The organism is Gemmatimonadaceae bacterium (assembly GCA_020851035.1).
In the GTDB taxonomy this organism is placed as follows: domain Bacteria; phylum Gemmatimonadota; class Gemmatimonadetes; order Gemmatimonadales; family Gemmatimonadaceae; genus JACMLX01.
This window is the reverse complement of the sequence record JADZDM010000019.1, coordinates 1-15,673: the sequence shown is the minus strand read 5'-3', so window position 1 is coordinate 15,673 and position 15,673 is coordinate 1. Positions and strand designations below refer to the sequence as shown.

Below are 15,673 nucleotides of genomic sequence, written 5' to 3'. Positions count from 1 at the left end.
TCCTGCGGGGACCACACGCAGAACGCCCCACCGGGATCCGGTGGGGCGTTCTGCGTAAGTCGTTGCTTCACAGCGATTTCAACAGCTCCCGAGGAGGGACTCGAACCCCCGACCCGCTGATTAACAGGCAGCTCACGCCGGTGGGGGGGCAATCTCGACGGGCGTCCTCGCCGAGGGCGGCCCGCGCTGGCGCGCGCCCGGCCAATGCTCGTGTCTCCCGCGCTGTCTCCCGCGATGCGGCCCGGCTCTTGGCGGCCGTCCCGGTCGGGATCGGGGCCCGGCTGCCCGAGCTGGCCGAGGCGGCCGACCTGACCCTGGTGCAGGCGACGGTGGCGATCCAGCACCTCGAGGTGCGCCGGCAGGTGTCGTGCGCGTCCCGGCTGCTCGGCGGGGTCACCCACCTCCTGTACGCCAGGACGGCCGCGTGAGCCCGGACACGACCCCCACGCCCTGCACTGCGACAGGGCCCTGATGGCGCTCGAGCAGCTGCAGGAGCTCCGCACCCGGCGCGGCGCGCTCGCCGACCTGCCGGCGGCCACCCAGTGGTGTATCCGGCAGGCCGTGGGCTGGCTCGGGCGGCAGCAGCTCACGACGCCGGTCCCGGCGGACCTGGTGCCGTCCGCGGTGGCCCGCATCGGGGACGCGCTGGCGGCCGACACGGTGCCGACGATCCAGCGGGCCGACCTCGACCTGCTGATCACCTTCGCGAGCTCGCTGGTGCCGCCCGCGCCGAAGCCAGCGGCGAAGACCGGAGGGCGCCGGTGAACTGGATCCGCGTGGCGACCACGATCAAGAACGACCCGTCAGTGCATGCCATCGCAGCCGAGTGCTGCAGGGGCGACATCGCGAAGGCCGTCGGGCACGTCGTCGCCGTCTTGGCCGAGTGCTCCACGCACGCGCGTACGGGCGACCTGCGCGCGGTCCAGAGCCTCACACTCGAAGAGTGGGCCGTCTGGCGCGGCAAGTCTGGCGCGCTGGACAAGGCCATCCGGTCACACCTGTGCACGGATGGTGTGCTGCGCTCGTGGGACAAGTACAACGGCGCACCGATCCGCGAAAACGAGGCGCACCGTGCGCGCATGAAGGCGCGCCGGGAGGCCAACCGTGACCAGTGACATGCGCCCCACATGCGCCTCACGTTCCCCTCACAGTGCGCCTCACAGTGCGCCGCACACACACAGCATGTGCGGGTCGTGTGACACCGCTAACGGTACGGTACGTAACGGTAGTACTGTAGTTCTACAGCGATGGAAGAGTGTGAGTGTGGGAGTTCTACACCAGACTCCGCGCGACGTCGACACGCCGCCCGCCGCTCGGCACACACCCGGGGCGGCAGCATGAGGCCCCCCGAGTGGCGTCCGCGGGACGAGGTGGCCGGGGCGACGACCGCCGCGCTCCAGTGGTGGCGCGAACGCTTCCCGCGCCGCAAGCGCCCGCAGTGGCAGGATGAGCGGGCCGAGTTCCTCGCCACCGCCTGGTGCTTCCGCAGCTGCACCCCGGAGCAGATTCGCTACGTCGCGACCAGCGTCCTCACGCGGTCGAAGGACCACTGGCCGGACCCGGGAGAGATCGACGCCGAGATCCGGCACCTCGCCGAGGTGGGGCAGTCGCGACGCGACGCCCACGCGCCGACGCGGACGCGGTGGTCGTGTCGCGAGGACGATCCGTGCCCGGTATGCCAGCGGATGCCCGTCTACGAGATCGCGGCCGGCACCCACACGGACCACTGGATCTTCGTCGCCCCGGACTGCGCGTGCTCCGGGTTCGCCGGCCTGCGCTCCGCGTCGCTCTGGCTGCGCGGGATCCCGGCCCGCCCGGAGGACGACCCGGTCGCCCTGGCGGCGCTGCACCGTGCCATCCCTGAGTCGATGATCACCGAGTGGCGCCGGACCGGACGGTCGCTCTCGTCGATCCTCCAGGAAGCCGCCGAGCTGGCGAAGCGGGTGGCCGCGTGAGCGCCGACACCGCACTCAGCGCGCGGCTGCGTCTCGACGCGGCGGTGCAGGAGCTCGCCCAGGCCGAGCGGGCGATGGCCCAGGCGCGCAAGGCCGCCGTCTCCGCGCTCGCGACCGCGATCATCGCCGAGCTCTTCGCGCGCCACGAGCTGCAGGCCGAGTTCGCGCGGCCGGTCGGCATCACCCCGGCGTACCTCACGGACCTGATCCACTGTCGGCGCTACTCGCCGGCCCTTGCCCGGCAGCTGCTGCACGAGACGTCGCCATGCTGACCCTCGACCAGCAGCTCGCGGCGCTGCAGCGCCAGTACGGGGTGACGCTGGTCGATGCGATCCGGATCCTGCGCGGCGCGCCGGCAGGACGCCGCCCTGCCCCGATCGCGCCACCGCCCATATCCGAGCCTCCCCCGGCGCCGATCGAGCCGCCCCCGGCGCCGATCGAGCCGCCTGCGGGCGCCCTCGCGGTCTATCACCTGCTCGGCCGAGTGGCCTCGGGGAAGAATCACGGCATCCCGGTCACGGTGGGGCCGCGGTGCCCTGTGTGTCACCGTGCGAAGCCGGCCGGCGTGCGGAAGTCCGCGGCCGCGGCGGCGTGGGCCGCCACCGCCGTGCCGGCGCTCCGCCAGCAGCATCGCGGCGCGCCACCCTTCCCCGGACCGGTGCAGCTGACGGTGATTCTGCGCGGCCCGCTCGAGCACCCGCACTCGGTCGACGGGGACAACGCGGAGGCGGCGCTGCTCGATGCGCTCACCGCGGCCGGCATCCTCGAGGACGACCGACCGCGCGTGCTGCGGACCGTCACGTGGACCTACGAGGACGCGCCCGACTGGTCACAGACGCTCATCGTGGTGCCGCGTCCCGACCTGCCGGCACCACAGCCCCGGGCCCCACGCGCACGCCAGGGCTCGCGGCGATGACGGACTACCGCCCTGCGGCGCGCCGCGCGAGACTCCGCCTGATGCCACCCTCTCCTCCGGACCCGAACGATGCCGCACGGGTCGCCGCCGCGGCCCGCGAGCGGCGCCTGGTCTGGGTCGCGAATGCGGTGCTGGTGTGGCTGGCCGGATTCCTGATCGGCTATTTCGTCGGCTGAGCCGTCTCGCGCGCCGCGAGGACGATCGCGCGCCGGAGGAACCGCCCGCGCCCCTCCGCGCCGAGGGCGTGGAACGCGGCCAGGACCGACGCCTGGCCGCTGATGCGCATCACCTGCGAGACGTGCCCCGGGCGGAGCGGCCGCACCCCGAGACGTGTGCCGTCGTCGGGGGGCAGCAGGTTCGCGCTCGTGCGTCGTCGCGTCACTCCCGCCTCCGATGATAGGCCTGGAGCACCTCGAACGCCGCGTTCACCGTCGCGAATAGCCCATCGGCGCCACCCTTGTCCGGGTGTGCGGCCGCGCGTGACTCCTGCGCGAGCGTCAACATGCCCGCACTCGCCGACCGGTCGAGCATCGCCTGCGCGAGCACGGCGATTCCCATCCCGCCGGCGCTCGCGCCCATCGTGGGATGCGCCTCGACGAGGATCCGCGCCGCGCGCTCCGGGGAGAGCGCGAGCGCCTGAGTGTTCACGGCGCGATGACTGCTCTCGTCGCCGGCGCCGAGGGCCGCGAAGCCGCGGAGGTGCTGGTCCTGTTCGACGGCGCCGTGTCGCTCGACGGCCCGGAGCGCCTCGAGCGTGAGCGCGATCGCGTGGATGTTCTCCTGCCAGCCGAGGTACTTCCAGCACGGGAAGCGGAGCTCGCGCCACGCGCCGCCGATGCTGCGCTCGAAGGTCAGCAACACCCGTGACGTCGCCGGCCGCGCGTCGGCGTACAGCGATCCATCGCGCCGGAGGTGCTCCGGTCCGATGTCCATGGCGATCACCGGGTTCCGTCCGTGCATGCGGTCAACCTCGGCCTGCAGGTTCACCAGTACCTTCGCGTACGGCTGCTTGAACCGCGACCACGTCGCCGGGAGGCGCGTGCGGCCCGTCCACTCGCCGTCGCGAATGGCGCTGAAGCGAATCGGCATCACCAGCCCTCCGGCTCGGCGGCTGGCAGTCCCTGACCAGCGCGGAACGCCGCCACACGCATCGCCTCGAGGCAGGCCACCAGCCGCTCGAACAGCGCTGTTCCCCTCGCGCGGTCGCCCTCGACCGCAGCGGACTCGATCCCGCCCACCAGTCGCGCCCACTCGTACTCGGCGGGCGGCATCACCGGCGGCGGGATCCGTCGCATGTGGCGGCACAGGACGCGGCCCGTGATGGTGCGAAGGGCGCCCATGTCCACGCCGCGCCAAGAGGCCAGCTGCGCCTCCCTCGCGATCTCGTCCACGATCGCGTCCACGCTCAGGTGGTGTGGGGGGACCGTCTCCGTCGGGACCGGGGTGGGGCCTGTCGCCGGGTCGTGGGGACCGCCAGGGGCACTCATCGTGTCTCGCTCCATCGTCGGGGGCTCGCCCCGCGACGCGTTGTCGCGAGGACTCGCCCGTGCAGTGGAAGCAAGCATAGACCGAGGCGTTACGTCTCGCAATCGCGCTGGGGTGGTGGCTCAGCGGTCGGGCACGACCTCGCTCACCCGTCCGCACCAGTCGCGCCGGCCACTGAGGTGCTATCCTGAGTCACGCGCACTCGCGAGTACGCGCCAGCCCCCTGCCAGTGAGATGCGACATGGCTCCACAACAGCCCCCACCGACGCGCGGTCGGCCGCGGAAGCCCGCCCCTGGACCCGGCCAGCCGGTGCGCCAGAGCCGGCGCGCCAAGACCGCGGGCGTCCCAGCCAGCGTGCAGACCACGGACCCCGCCTCATCAACCCCCGACAAGTGTGTGCGTGTCCTCGGGCGGGTCGCCGCGGGAGAGCTCGTGGGCGACGCCTGTATCGCCGAGGTGTTACACACCGACGCGCTCTACGCCTGGTGCGATGCGGCCCCCGAGCACCAAGCCGCATTCGCGCGCGCGCGCCAGCGGCAGGCGGACTCCTTCGCGGAGCGGGGGATGCGGGCCGCCTTCGCGTCGAACGCCGACGTCGTGATCGACGCGAAGGGGCAGCCGCGGGTCCGCGGTGAGGTGGTGATGCGGAGCCGCCTGCAGTGGGATGCGTGCCGCTGGTACGCCGCGATCCTGTCGCCGCACTACGCCGACAAAGTCGACCACACCGGTGAGGTGCGGACTCGCCTGCTGGTGGACGTCGAGCGGCTCAGCGGTAGCGCCTGACGCTCGGGCTGGCTACCCTCGTGGAGTTATCGCGCGTACTCGCACCCTCCGACGCCGGGGCCGCCATGCCGACACACGCACACCGGGACCGGGTGCTCTGGTGCCTGCTCGCCACCGCGGCGCTCGTCGTCCTGGCGTGGCAATGAGCCCGGAGGAGATCGCGCGGGGCCAGCGCCAGGCGCGCGAGCTGCCCGACGGTCGCCCCTCGGTGAGCAGCTACCGCGTGATCGAGACGACCGTCGAGGAGTGCCGGCAGGATCCGCATCGGCGGATCGGGCTCTGGCTCGCGCGGATCGACCCGTCCACCGGCGCCGAGGAGCCGGGCCAGCGCGAAGAGCTGTGGCACGTCGACGCCACGCCGGCGGCCCGCGCGGTCTCGCCGGCTGACCGGGTGACGATCGTGTTCTACCCGCTCGGATGGCCGACCCCCACCACCGTCCTCTGGGGCCCGCGCGTGCTCGGCGACAATCGCTGTTGCCCGTACGAGCTGGGCACGCCGCTGTGAGGCGCACGCCGGCGGGAGACTGGTCCCTGCTGGTGGCCGGCGCCATGCTCGCGACGCTGCTCCTCGTGCAGGCGGTTGGGTGATGGCGGCCGCACCGGAGGTCGTCCGGCTCTCCGAGCTGGTGCGGTTCGAGCCGCGCCAGTGTCTCGCCTACACCACCGCCCAGCACACCCGATTCACGCTGTACGGCGGCGCGCGGGGCGGCGGAAAATCGTTCTTCCTCCGCTGGCTCGCCATCGTGCTGCTGGCGCAGTGGGCTGCGGCCGGCCATGTCGGGGTGCGGGTCGGCGTCTTCTGCGAAACATTCCCCGCACTCAAGGACCGGCAACTGTCGCGGGCCCGCCGCGGCCGCGTCGAGGAGCGCTACCCGGAGTGGCTCGGGACGTGGAACGTCGCCGACTCCGAATTCCGCCTGCGCCCCGAGTACGGCGGCGGCACGGTGTGTTTCCGCAATCTCGACGACACCGGCAAGTACCTCAGCTCCGAGTTCGCCGCCGTCCTCGTCGACGAGCTGACGCGGTCGAGCGTGCATGTCATCATGCAGCTGCTCGGCTCTCTGCGCTGGCCTGGCATCGAGCACACCCCCTTCGTCGCGACGACCAACCCCGGATCCAAGGGCCACGCCTGGGTCAAGGATGTGTTTGTCGATGGGGCCTTCGAGCTGGAGGAGACGAAGAACCTCCGCGAGGCCTTCGGCGCCGATGCGTTCGCGTTCGTGCGGGCGCTGGTCACGGACAACCCGCACAACGCGGCGAGCTACGCGGCGATGCTCGCCGGCCTGCCGGACCGACTGCGCCGCGCGTATCTGCACGGCGATTGGGACTCCTTCGACGGGCAGGCGTTCACCGAGTGGAGCCGCGACGTCCATGTGGTGCCGAACGACCTGCATCACCTCCGCGATGCGCAGTGGCTGGCGGGCCTCGACTGGGGGTACCGCAAGGGCGCGTACGTGCTCTGCGCGGTCCTGCCGGACCGGATCGAGGTCGTCGCGGATCTGCCGTTCTCGCAGCTGTACGCCAAGCCGGCGGCGAAGGCGATCATGCACGTGACGCGCCACCTGCCACGGCCGGCCATGATCTTGTACGACGACCAGATGAATCAGCAGACCGGCGCCGAGCGGCTCATCGACGCGTTCGCGGCGGGGCTGCACGAGCAGCTCCGCGACGGGGCGCCGGCGTTGGTGCCTGGCGCGAAGGGGCCGGGGTCGCGCGCCTCGAAGTACGCGCTGCTGCACGAGCTGCTCGCGTGGGGACCGCGCGCGCCGGACGGCACGGTGCCGCCCTGGTGTGCGCCACAGCTGGTAGTGCAGCAGCGCGCGCGGTACTGCGTCCGCTCGCTGCCGGCGCTGCAGGTCGATCCGGACCGCCCTGACGAGGACGTCGACACGGACGGGGATGACCACGCCTACGACGCGCTGATGAACGTGGCCGTGCACGTCGGCCCGCGCTCGCGGCTCCGCGCACTGCCGGCATCGTCGGTCGATCGCCACCCGGGCGTGGACCCGCAGAAGAAGCGCCGCCGACGGGCGGCCCGACCCCAGGCGCCGGACGCACACCAGGGACGGGACGGGCTGCGGGTACCGCGGGACGCGCGCGAGTTCCACGAGGTGACGGAGTGATGTACCCGTGACCGTGCTGGACCCGCGCGCCAGCGTCCAGACCGTGACCGCGCTCCGGGCGCGTCACGCACTGGAGGTGCAGTCGGCCGCACACACCTTGGGCCGCGAGCTGCGCCGGGTGCGGGCCGCGCTGGGCTGGTCGCTGCGGCAGGCGCAGCGCGCCGCAGCCATCCGGAGCTGGTCACAGGTCCAGCGCGTGGAGGCGGGGGACTGGCGGCCCGTGGTGGCGGCGCGGCTGGCCGAGTGCTACGCCCGCGAGCTGCGCCGTCGCCCGTCCCACACTCTCACACTGCTCCCCGACGATGGACGCGACTGAGCTCCCTGCCAACCAAAACACCTGGGCCCTCGATACCGCCACGCGCATCGCCGTGCTGCGGCACCGCCGGCCGCTCGACCTTGAGCCGGTCGCGCTCCGCATTCGATTCGCCGAGCTGAAGGCGCTGCTGGCGGAGATCCTCACCGACGAGGCGCTCCGCACGCCGAAGCTCTACGGCAAGCGGACCGATATCGCCGAGGCGAAGCGGCGCGTCGGCATCATTCTGCGCAAGGAAGCGCAGGCGGAGTTCAACGACCTCAAGGCGCAGCCCCCGCGCTCGGTGCTCGAGTGATGTGGATCCGTCGCCAGCAGTTCGAGGAGCTCGCCCGCGAGGCCGGCGCGGCCACGGCGCTCTCGCGTGAGGTGACACACCTCCGCACCCTGGTGCGTGCGCTGACGTCCGCCGCACCGGCTGCCGCGCGCGCGGCCGCCGAGAGTGCCCAGGACATCCCGGCGATCACCGACGGCCTGCACCCGGAGCTGCTGTCGGCGATCGCGACCTTCGCCGATGGGGACCAGGCACTTGAGCGGCAGCTGGCGCGCGAGGCCCGCAAGCGGTTGCGGCGGCTGCGGCGGCCACCGACGGAGGATGACATCACCGCCCTGGCGGTCGATCTGGCCGAAGGCATTGACCCCGATGAGGCGTTCGTATGAGCGAGGAGCTACTGGAATCGACCACCTCTGCGAGCGGCCCGGCGCGGCCGGAGGCGGCTGCCCCGTCGCCCGCGGCGGGGACACGTCCCACACAGGGCGAGCTGCTCGACCTCGCGCCGCTCGAGGCGGCGAAGCGCGCGCGCGCGATGTGGCAGTCCACCGAGGCGAAAATGAAGGCGCGCCGCGCCCGCTGGAAAGCGAACAAGTGGCGACGCGCCGGCCTCACCGGGGTGCGGCTGTGGCAGCCGGATCTCGACAAGCATGAATGGACCGTGCGTGTGCCGATCGGCTCCGCCGCCGTGCCGCCGTCGCTGAACAAGGCGGCCCGGCTGTGCCGGCGCCTCAAGGCGACGCTGCTGTCCGACCCGCCGGCGCCCGAGGTGACACCGGAGCGCGACGACCCGAAGGCGCGGAGTGCGGCCGAGTTCACCGGCCGGCTGCTGAGCGTGATCGGATCGGCGACCGGCTACAACGACCTCGAGACCATCGGGCGCGCGATCGATATGGCGTGCACGTACGACTCGGCCTTCCGGCGATGGTCGGTGGAGCCCGCCCGCGGGGGCGCCGAACCGCTGACGATCATGGCGTCCGCGCAGGCCACCACGGTCGCCGATGCGCTCGACCGCGACGTGCTCGTGCCAGCGGCGCCGGATCCCGCGACCGGTGCGCCGCTCGGGCCACCCACGACCGCTCGCCTGCCGTGGCCCGACGCCCCGGTGACGCGGTACGTCCACACCGACGGTGTGCAGCTCACCAACGAGCCGAGCGAGGCACGGCTCACGTGGAAGCCTGGGCTCCGCGTCGACGTGCTCAACGGCAACCACGTGCGCCTGTTCCCGATGACGGCGCAGTCCGTCGCCGAGGCGGCGATGGTGCAGGTGGGCACGCTGCTGTCCTGGCGCGAGATCCGCGCGCTGTATCCGTCCGCGGCCGCGGAGCTCTCGCTGGAGGCGGTGAAGCGTGCGCTCGAGGATCGCCCGGATGGCGCCGCGTCGCTGCTGCCCGACGGGGTGCGGGACGAGGCCGGCGTGGAGCTGGACGGGCAGGCGAACCCGGAGCGGCTCGGCTTCGTGCTGTGCACCTACGCGCTCATGAGCCAGGAGTACCCGCGTGGCGCCTGCCTAGTGACGCTGGGCAGCGACGTGGTGCTGGCGCGCACCTCGTGGTGCGACACGACGCGCGGGTATCCGCGCCCGCTGCCCATCCCTGTCGACCAATTCAAGCAGTTCGCGGAGGGGTTGTCCGATCCGTATGGCGTCGGCCTGATGTCGCTGCTCGGGTCCGGCAACGAGGTGCGCGCGCAGCTGCTCGGCAGCTTCCTCGAGCATCTCGACCGCTTCAACCGTCGCAAGGTGTTCGTGCCGCTGACGTCCCCGACGGCCGCGCAGGACCTGAGTGGTGGCGCGCTGGGGGACTACCTGCCGTACAACCCGGCGGTCGGGGCGCCAGTCACCGAGTCGGTGCCGAACTTCCCGGAGTCGGCGCTGCTGATGTTCGCGAACGTCACCAGCGAGCTCGATGACGAGAGCGGTCTCCAGGCGGTCGCCCAGGGTACGAACCCGAAAGGCGTCACCTCGGGGTTCCACGCCCAGCAGCTCATCGAGCAGGTGCAGGTCGGGCTCTCCGACGTGAAGCAGGCGACGGCCGATGGCATCGTGCGCGGCTGGATGATCGCCGCGAACCTCGTGCGCACCTTCTACACCGGGCCCCACACGACGCAGTTCGTCGGCGATGACGGCGCGTACAAGGAGCGCGAGTGGCGCGGGCAGGACCTCGACGGGTTCCAGGACGTGCGCCTGTCGAAGTCCTCGTTCTCCATGATGGCGCCGAGTGCGAAGGTAGCGGTGGCGGAGTACGCGCTGAAGGCCGGCGTGCTCAATGCGCAGGAATTCAAGAACGTGTGGCGTGGTGGTGTCGGCGGGCTGCTCGGCGTCCAGGACGACCCGCACTATCAGCGGATCCGCCGGCAGCTCGCACAGTGGGACGAGGGATTCGACGCGGACGACCCGGAGGCCGCACCCACGCCGGAGGCGATGCAGGCGGCGGCTGCGCTGGTGTTCGATCCGCTCCCGGTCGATGACCTCCCGACGGTCGCCGCGGTGCGGCTCGAGGAGCTCGCGCGCTGCATGTCGGGCACCAGCTTCACCCGGCACCCCGTGCCGTGGCGCGCCGCCGTGCAGCAGGAGTACGAGCGGGCCCGCGCTGCCGCCGGGATCCAGACCGTGGCCGAACAGCAGGCCGCGCAGGCCGCGATGCAGACCGTCATCCCGCCCGCCACCGCGGAGGGATCGACCGAGCCCGTTGCGCCGGAGTCGATGAGCGACGTGTCGACGGCGCCCGCTGCCCCCGCTGTACCCGTGTAAGTGCAACCGTCTCCCTCCACTGTCCCGCCCTATGGAAACCGGTTCTGAGTCCGCCACCGCGACGTCGGTCACTGACCCGCTCGACGCGTTCCAGCTCGACCCGTCCGAGGAGGTCTACGAAGGCTTCCACGGCGAGTCCGAGCCGACGAGCGCGCCGGCCGCACCAGCCCCCGACGCCGCCCCGCCCTCCGCGCCTCCGACGCCCGCGCCCGCCGCCCCCGGCGATCCCGCGGTCCCGGCGCCGACGGAACCCGCGGCCACGGCGACTGCACCGGCGCCGTACATGGTGCGCGCGGACGGCCAGGACTATGCCATCCGCGGCGCCACCCGCACCGCCGACGGTGCGCTCGTGATCCCGGTCGAGTCGCTGCCGTGGGTCGAACGCGCCATCCAGCAGGGCATCGCGCATCAGGGGTCGTTCCACCAGCGACTCGAAACCGCGAAGCAGAAGGGCTACACCGAGGGCGTCGAGCGCGGCGTCACCACGCACCCCGACGTCATCCAGGCGAAGGCGGTGCTCGAGGAGTTCGACGCCTTGCTGGCCGGTGGGCCGGAGAAGGTCGCCGAGTTCCTGGACAACTTCGAGCGCTCGAAGTCATCGCTCGAGCTGAAGCGTGCACAGGCGCTGTACGACGCGAAGGCCCCGGCCGCGGCCGCGACGACGACGACGCCGCCGGCCGCCCCGGTCCGACTGGAGCCGCAGACGGCCGAGGCGCATCTGCGCACGGTGGTCACGACGCTCGCCCAGCAGGAGCCCACGCTCGCCAGCTTGGGTGACGAGACGATCGCCACGGCCCTTGCCGCCGAGCTGGCGGCGAATCCGCGCGAGTACTTCTACGTCGCCGAGGACGACGACCCGGCCGAGGATGTGAAGGCCGGTGAGATCGTGTGCGATGTCGAGCGGGTCGTCGCCGTGCTGCAGCAGCGCGCGCGGTTGCTCGCGCATGTCACGCAGCAGCAGGCGGGACTCCAGACCGTGAAGGCCTCCAATGCCGAACGCCTGCAGGCGGCCGGCCTGGCCCCTGCCCCCGTCCCGCACGCCCCTCCCGCTGTCACCGCCGGCCCCGCCGGCGCTGTCCCCCGCAAGCTGCCACAGACCGAAGAGGAGCAGGACGCCTTCGAGGCGCTCCCCCTCGACGAGCAGCTCGCCATCATCGCGGCGCACAAGCGCCGCTGACCCGCACCAGGGTAATCCGCCATGGCTGAACAGGCCTACAGCCCCACCCGCACGACGGACCTGAATGGTCTGTGGCGCAAGGTGCAGCTCCCGCTGCGCGTCGCGCTCAACACGATGTTCGAGGAGTGGGACGCCCTCTCCGAGTTCACGAAGTTCGACGCCGACTGGTCCACGCGTGAGATCACGGCCCCGATCGACGTGTACGACGAGACCGGCATCGCCTCGATCGAGGAAGGCGACTACGAGGCCGAGCCGACCAGCGTCGGCGTGGTCGACGCGTCGTTCTCGTGGGTGATGTACAACGGTCGCTTCACGGTCACCAAGACCGCGAAGATGATCGACCAGCGCTCGAAGAGCGCCATGCTGGTGAACCAGTTCAAGTTCCAGGGCAAGAAGAAGATCCAGGCGATCAAGCGCCGGGTCGCCGACGACTTCTACGGCACGAGCAGCGGCATCAAGGCGCTGGTGTCGGCCGTGGTCAGCGGCGACAACACGCTCACCCAGGTCCTCGAGCTGAAGAACGGGTACAACCAGGCGGACATCCAGGACGGCGGCTACATCGCCAACCTGTTCCGCGTGAAGGAGCGCGTCGCCTTCGTGCGGGCCGGTGCCCTGCTCGGTATCGCCCGGATCACGTCGGTGACCACGGTCGCCGGTGTGGCCCGGATCGGCCTCACGTTCGCGGCCGCCGTCGACGTCAACGTCAACGATGCCATCGTGTTCGCGAACTCGATGGGCAACACCACGCTCGCGCACACCGACTACAACAAGGCCATGTCGGGTTGGCTCGACTGCCTGAAGGCGAACAGCCTGCAGGGCATCGACCGCACGGTGGTCGAGAACTGGAAGATCGGGTACGCGAACGAGGCCGCCGGCCGCTTCACGAACGTGAGCTACCGCCGGCTGAAGCAGGCGATCGAGAACCGCGGCGGCAAGCTGACCGACCTCCTGCTCGATCAGCAGGTCGAGAACGACATGTACGACCAGATGCAGGCCGGTCTGCGCTTCTCCGACGCGTTCAATCTCGAGCTCGACGGGCAGGTGAAGGCGCGTGGCGTCAAGATCACCAGCCCGCGCCGGATGCTCCCGGGCTACGCGATCGGCTACGACCGCAAGGCCCGCGCGAAGATGGTCCTGCTGCCGGATCCCACGGAGCCGGGCTGGGAGGATGGCGACAAGATCCCGGACAAGCATGCGTTCGTGTTCTCGCTCGACTACCCGTGCCAGTCGGTCACGGTGAACCCGGGCGCGATCGCGTACGAGTCCAACAAGCAGCGCCAGTAAGTCGGCCCTGTGCGCTCCGCCGGTGACCGCCGGCGGGGCGTCAGCCCGACGCCCACCCTACGTCTGGAGGCGCGATGGCGCTCCGCATCATCAAGGTCCGGTCGACGCACCCGGCGGGCTCCGAGACCCGCATCGTGCGTCAGCAGTACAACCGCCTGCTCGCGAAGGTGCGCGAGCTGTGCGTGATGCTCGACGCCGACGCCGGCGTGACCGGCACGACCTACGTCGCCACGCTCGAGGCGATCGACGGCCCGTCGCTGGTGCATATCGGCGCCAACCCGGCGGACTGACCGTGCGCGTCTCGGTCGGGCGCACTGCGGACGCGCCGCACGGCGCGGTTGCGGCCGCGAATGCGGCGCTGGCGCAGCTCGCGCCGCCGTCCGAGACGCTGCACTGGCTCCACTGCTACTACGAACCGGGCGATCCCTGGGCGCCAGTGGAGCGGCTCGTGATTGCCGAGATGGTGCCGCGCGCGGTCCTCGGACGCCAACGCGCGCACGACCCGCTCGGCGAATCGCTCCTCGACGAGCTGCTCGGGCCCCATCCTCGCGCCGCGGCGACGTGGAGCCCGGCCCGCCAGCGCCTCGTCTACCCGGCGCACGTGCTGCCGCCGTCGATCACTGCGCGCCAGTGGGCCCTCTTCCGTGAGCTCGACGCCTTCGCCCTCCCGCAAGTCATCGTGCAGGGGACCGGCGGCGGGCACGTGCGGCACCTGAACCGCACGGAGCAGCGCGTCCTGGCCGAGTTCGGGCGCGCCATCGAGGCGCCCGCGCCGGGGGCGCTGCCGTGGGCGGTGGTCGACACCCGCACGCTTGCGCTGCTGCGCGAGCGGGACCGGCTGCGCGAGTGGCTGCGGACCGCGACCACGGACTGGGCGCGCCGCACGCCAGCCGATGTGCAGCGCGCGCGCAAGGCGACCGAGCGCGCCTTCAACGCGCAGCTGCTGCGCTGGCTCGACACGCAGTTCGTCGACTTGCTGAGCGAGGATGCGGGCCGCGCCGACATCTCGCATCTCCCGACCGCGCGGCCAGAGGATGCGATGGACTGGGACGCCGTGGACGCGGCGTTCCTCGACGAGGACGATGCGGACGCGCAGGCCGCCGCCTCGACGCCACGCGGCGAGCGCACGCTCGTCGCGTTCTAACCCTGTTCTGAGACACCCCATGAGCCAGCCCGCCGAGAAGACGTTCACCGGTCAACAGCCGATCAGCGCCAGCGACCTGCAGACCACCCGCATGTCGACGAAGGTGAAGCAGTTCCGCGAGACGGTGCTGGTCTTCGATGAGTTCCGCCGGGAGTGGACCGTGATCCTCGACACCGTGAGCAAGGGCATCGTCGACGTGGTGTCGAGCGTGCCCGCACCGGTGTCGGTGCCGATCCAATACATGAGCATTCCACGGCTCACCCCGTGGCGGCTGGTGATCGACTGGCGCCGCTACGTCGGTGAGCTGCGCCGCGCGATGCTGGAGTGGGAGCGACGTGTGCTCGAGCACATGAAGGCGCTCTACAAGGAACAGGCCGATGGGATGGCGCCCACCAGCACCGCGCTCGCCTTGGCCGGCATGCCGCCGCAGGACTGGCGGATCGCCGCCTTCGCCGCGAAGGGGGATCCCTGGGCACTGGGCCTGCAGCCGCAGCGCACGCAGCGCGTGGTCGCCATCCTCGGGACCGAGCCCTGGGTGAAGCCCACCGGCCGGCCGATCGATGACGACAACTTCGGGCTCGACGAGGCGCTGTCTGGCACGTTCCAGCGGGGCCGGAGCGACCTGGTGCCGTCGGGCTTCGCGGACGAGGCCGAGCGTCGGCCGCGGGTGAGCGTGCCTCGTCGGGCCGCGGCCGCGTCGAAGACGGCGGTCCTGCAGCCGGTGGCCGCCCCCGTGGCGGAGACCGCGACACTCGACCTCGCGGAGTTCGAGGATGATGACGAAGGCATCGATGAGGAGACGGTGCGCCGGGCGGCGGCCGACCTCGCGGGTGACGACGACGACGTGGACGGCTGATCGCCATGGCCCTGTACGATCGCGCGGACCTCCTCGACCGCTGCCGGCGCTACGCGGATCGGCCCGAGACCGACCTCGATGTCACCGTCTCGGACTGGTACGCGTGGATGACGGAGGCGCAGAGCGAGCTCTATCACGAGTGGGCGGCGATGCCGTTCGCGAGCGTGCTCTATGGCCCCCCGCGCGTGCTGGTGTCCGAGGACGACGGCCAGACGTGGCGCTTCCCGGGTCGTGAGCCGGGGACGTACTGCTTCCCGATGGGGCGGACGGAGCTCAAGGCCGCGAGTGCCGCCGCGAACATCTTGCGCCCTGGCGCGGAGTGGGCCGAGGGGACGGACTTCGTTCTCGAGGGCGACCGTGTGCGGGTGCCGCTCGGGAGGTCCTTCGGGACGGCCCCGGTTGCGCGCTACATCATGCCCCCGGCCGCGATCGATGCCGAGACGGAGCCGAGTCTCTCGCCGCCGAGTGCACGGCCGCTGATCGTGTATCGCGCGCTCCAGAAGTGGGCGAGCAAAGGGGGGCTGCGGGATCCCGCCGCCTTCGAGCTGCTCGAGCGCAATGCGTGGTACGGCAAGCCAGAGCAGGGGCAGTACGGCATTCTGGGCATGCTGCAGCT

General features: G+C 71.7%; 22 protein-coding genes. 19 read left to right on the top strand and 3 right to left on the bottom strand.

What is annotated here, in order from left to right:
* Nucleotides 1-248 precede the first annotated feature (248 nt).
* The 6 genes from IT355_12140 to IT355_12115 all read left to right on the top strand — a co-directional run bounded on the left by IT355_12140 (nucleotide 249) and on the right by IT355_12115 (nucleotide 2,871).
* Nucleotides 249-428, top strand: coding sequence for a hypothetical protein (locus tag IT355_12140; GenBank protein MCC7054004.1), 180 nt, complete (start codon nucleotides 249-251; stop codon nucleotides 426-428).
* Nucleotides 429-471: 43 nt separating this feature from the next.
* The gene (locus IT355_12135) at nucleotides 472-765 is read left to right on the top strand and encodes a hypothetical protein (GenBank protein ID MCC7054003.1); all 294 of its coding nucleotides are present in this window, start codon (nucleotides 472-474) and stop codon (nucleotides 763-765) included.
* Nucleotides 762-1,115, top strand: coding sequence for a hypothetical protein (locus tag IT355_12130; GenBank protein ID MCC7054002.1), 354 nt, complete (start codon nucleotides 762-764; stop codon nucleotides 1,113-1,115). The genes IT355_12135 and IT355_12130 overlap by 4 nt, the downstream gene beginning before the upstream one ends.
* 222 nt (nucleotides 1,116-1,337) lie before the next feature.
* Entirely contained in the window at nucleotides 1,338-1,955 is a 618-nt protein-coding gene (locus IT355_12125; protein MCC7054001.1) for a hypothetical protein, read from the top strand.
* Nucleotides 1,952-2,227: a hypothetical protein gene (locus IT355_12120; protein ID MCC7054000.1), complete on the top strand. Its 276-nt coding sequence runs from the start codon at nucleotides 1,952-1,954 to the stop codon at nucleotides 2,225-2,227. Before IT355_12125 ends, IT355_12120 begins: the two co-directional genes overlap by 4 nt.
* On the top strand, nucleotides 2,221-2,871 hold the full coding sequence (locus IT355_12115; GenBank protein ID MCC7053999.1) for a hypothetical protein: 651 nt from the start codon (nucleotides 2,221-2,223) through the stop codon (nucleotides 2,869-2,871). Before IT355_12120 ends, IT355_12115 begins: the two co-directional genes overlap by 7 nt.
* A 160-nt stretch (nucleotides 2,872-3,031) precedes the next feature.
* Here the strand turns inward: IT355_12115 and IT355_12110 are convergent, their stop codons facing one another.
* Genes IT355_12110 through IT355_12100 form a run of 3 tightly spaced genes read right to left on the bottom strand, consistent with a single transcriptional unit; the run spans nucleotide 3,032 to nucleotide 4,358 of the window.
* Nucleotides 3,032-3,253, bottom strand: a complete 222-nt coding sequence (locus tag IT355_12110) for a hypothetical protein (protein ID MCC7053998.1) — start codon at nucleotides 3,251-3,253, stop codon at nucleotides 3,032-3,034.
* On the bottom strand, nucleotides 3,250-3,960 hold the full coding sequence (locus IT355_12105) for a hypothetical protein (GenBank protein ID MCC7053997.1): 711 nt from the start codon (nucleotides 3,958-3,960) through the stop codon (nucleotides 3,250-3,252). Before IT355_12105 ends, IT355_12110 begins: the two co-directional genes overlap by 4 nt.
* Nucleotides 3,960-4,358, bottom strand: coding sequence for a hypothetical protein (locus IT355_12100; GenBank protein MCC7053996.1), 399 nt, complete (start codon nucleotides 4,356-4,358; stop codon nucleotides 3,960-3,962). The genes IT355_12105 and IT355_12100 overlap by 1 nt, the downstream gene beginning before the upstream one ends.
* Before the next feature lie 431 nt (nucleotides 4,359-4,789).
* Between IT355_12100 and IT355_12095 the strand changes: the two genes are divergently transcribed.
* The 13 genes from IT355_12095 to IT355_12035 all read left to right on the top strand — a co-directional run.
* Entirely contained in the window at nucleotides 4,790-5,140 is a 351-nt protein-coding gene (locus tag IT355_12095; protein ID MCC7053995.1) for a hypothetical protein, read from the top strand.
* A gap of 136 nt (nucleotides 5,141-5,276) precedes the next feature.
* Nucleotides 5,277-5,645 (top strand): hypothetical protein, encoded by a 369-nt coding sequence (locus IT355_12090; GenBank protein MCC7053994.1) that lies wholly within the window; start codon nucleotides 5,277-5,279, stop codon nucleotides 5,643-5,645.
* A gap of 82 nt (nucleotides 5,646-5,727) precedes the next feature.
* Nucleotides 5,728-7,263: a hypothetical protein gene (locus IT355_12085; protein ID MCC7053993.1), complete on the top strand. Its 1,536-nt coding sequence runs from the start codon at nucleotides 5,728-5,730 to the stop codon at nucleotides 7,261-7,263.
* A gap of 7 nt (nucleotides 7,264-7,270) precedes the next feature.
* On the top strand, nucleotides 7,271-7,579 hold the full coding sequence (locus IT355_12080) for a hypothetical protein (GenBank protein ID MCC7053992.1): 309 nt from the start codon (nucleotides 7,271-7,273) through the stop codon (nucleotides 7,577-7,579).
* Entirely contained in the window at nucleotides 7,566-7,871 is a 306-nt protein-coding gene (locus IT355_12075) for a hypothetical protein (GenBank protein ID MCC7053991.1), read from the top strand. Before IT355_12080 ends, IT355_12075 begins: the two co-directional genes overlap by 14 nt.
* Nucleotides 7,871-8,233 (top strand): hypothetical protein, encoded by a 363-nt coding sequence (locus IT355_12070; protein MCC7053990.1) that lies wholly within the window; start codon nucleotides 7,871-7,873, stop codon nucleotides 8,231-8,233. Before IT355_12075 ends, IT355_12070 begins: the two co-directional genes overlap by 1 nt.
* Nucleotides 8,230-10,596, top strand: a complete 2,367-nt coding sequence (locus IT355_12065; protein MCC7053989.1) for a hypothetical protein — start codon at nucleotides 8,230-8,232, stop codon at nucleotides 10,594-10,596. The genes IT355_12070 and IT355_12065 overlap by 4 nt, the downstream gene beginning before the upstream one ends.
* A 31-nt stretch (nucleotides 10,597-10,627) precedes the next feature.
* Entirely contained in the window at nucleotides 10,628-11,773 is a 1,146-nt protein-coding gene (locus tag IT355_12060) for a hypothetical protein (protein ID MCC7053988.1), read from the top strand.
* A 21-nt stretch (nucleotides 11,774-11,794) separates the two neighbouring features.
* Entirely contained in the window at nucleotides 11,795-13,057 is a 1,263-nt protein-coding gene (locus IT355_12055; GenBank protein MCC7053987.1) for a hypothetical protein, read from the top strand.
* Between the two features lie 74 nt (nucleotides 13,058-13,131).
* Entirely contained in the window at nucleotides 13,132-13,347 is a 216-nt protein-coding gene (locus IT355_12050; protein ID MCC7053986.1) for a hypothetical protein, read from the top strand.
* A 2-nt stretch (nucleotides 13,348-13,349) separates the two neighbouring features.
* Complete coding sequence (locus IT355_12045) at nucleotides 13,350-14,201, top strand: hypothetical protein (protein ID MCC7053985.1); 852 nt, start codon at nucleotides 13,350-13,352, stop codon at nucleotides 14,199-14,201.
* 19 nt (nucleotides 14,202-14,220) lie between these two features.
* Nucleotides 14,221-15,057 carry a hypothetical protein gene (locus tag IT355_12040; GenBank protein MCC7053984.1) on the top strand — a complete coding sequence of 279 codons (837 nt, stop codon included), beginning with the start codon at nucleotides 14,221-14,223 and terminating at the stop codon, nucleotides 15,055-15,057.
* A 5-nt stretch (nucleotides 15,058-15,062) separates the two neighbouring features.
* The coding region (locus IT355_12035; protein MCC7053983.1) for a hypothetical protein at nucleotides 15,063-15,673 on the top strand (611 nt) is incomplete at its 3' end.

What these genes read in the sequence shown, in the direction of transcription:
- IT355_12115 (MCC7053999.1), top strand. Translation starts at nt 2,221, where the DNA reads ATGCTGACCCTCGACCAGCAGCTCGCGGCGCTGCAGCGCCAGTACGGG.
- IT355_12125 (MCC7054001.1), top strand. Translation starts at nt 1,338, where the DNA reads ATGAGGCCCCCCGAGTGGCGTCCGCGGGACGAGGTGGCCGGGGCGACG.
- IT355_12105 (MCC7053997.1), bottom strand. Translation starts at nt 3,960, where the DNA reads ATGCCGATTCGCTTCAGCGCCATTCGCGACGGCGAGTGGACGGGCCGC.
- IT355_12050 (MCC7053986.1), top strand. Translation starts at nt 13,132, where the DNA reads ATGGCGCTCCGCATCATCAAGGTCCGGTCGACGCACCCGGCGGGCTCC.
- IT355_12065 (MCC7053989.1), top strand. Translation starts at nt 8,230, where the DNA reads ATGAGCGAGGAGCTACTGGAATCGACCACCTCTGCGAGCGGCCCGGCG.
- IT355_12040 (MCC7053984.1), top strand. Translation starts at nt 14,221, where the DNA reads ATGAGCCAGCCCGCCGAGAAGACGTTCACCGGTCAACAGCCGATCAGC.
- IT355_12055 (MCC7053987.1), top strand. Translation starts at nt 11,795, where the DNA reads ATGGCTGAACAGGCCTACAGCCCCACCCGCACGACGGACCTGAATGGT.
- IT355_12075 (MCC7053991.1), top strand. Translation starts at nt 7,566, where the DNA reads ATGGACGCGACTGAGCTCCCTGCCAACCAAAACACCTGGGCCCTCGAT.
- IT355_12060 (MCC7053988.1), top strand. Translation starts at nt 10,628, where the DNA reads ATGGAAACCGGTTCTGAGTCCGCCACCGCGACGTCGGTCACTGACCCG.
- IT355_12085 (MCC7053993.1), top strand. Translation starts at nt 5,728, where the DNA reads ATGGCGGCCGCACCGGAGGTCGTCCGGCTCTCCGAGCTGGTGCGGTTC.
- IT355_12135 (MCC7054003.1), top strand. Translation starts at nt 472, where the DNA reads ATGGCGCTCGAGCAGCTGCAGGAGCTCCGCACCCGGCGCGGCGCGCTC.
- IT355_12100 (MCC7053996.1), bottom strand. Translation starts at nt 4,358, where the DNA reads ATGAGTGCCCCTGGCGGTCCCCACGACCCGGCGACAGGCCCCACCCCG.
- IT355_12070 (MCC7053990.1), top strand. Translation starts at nt 7,871, where the DNA reads ATGTGGATCCGTCGCCAGCAGTTCGAGGAGCTCGCCCGCGAGGCCGGC.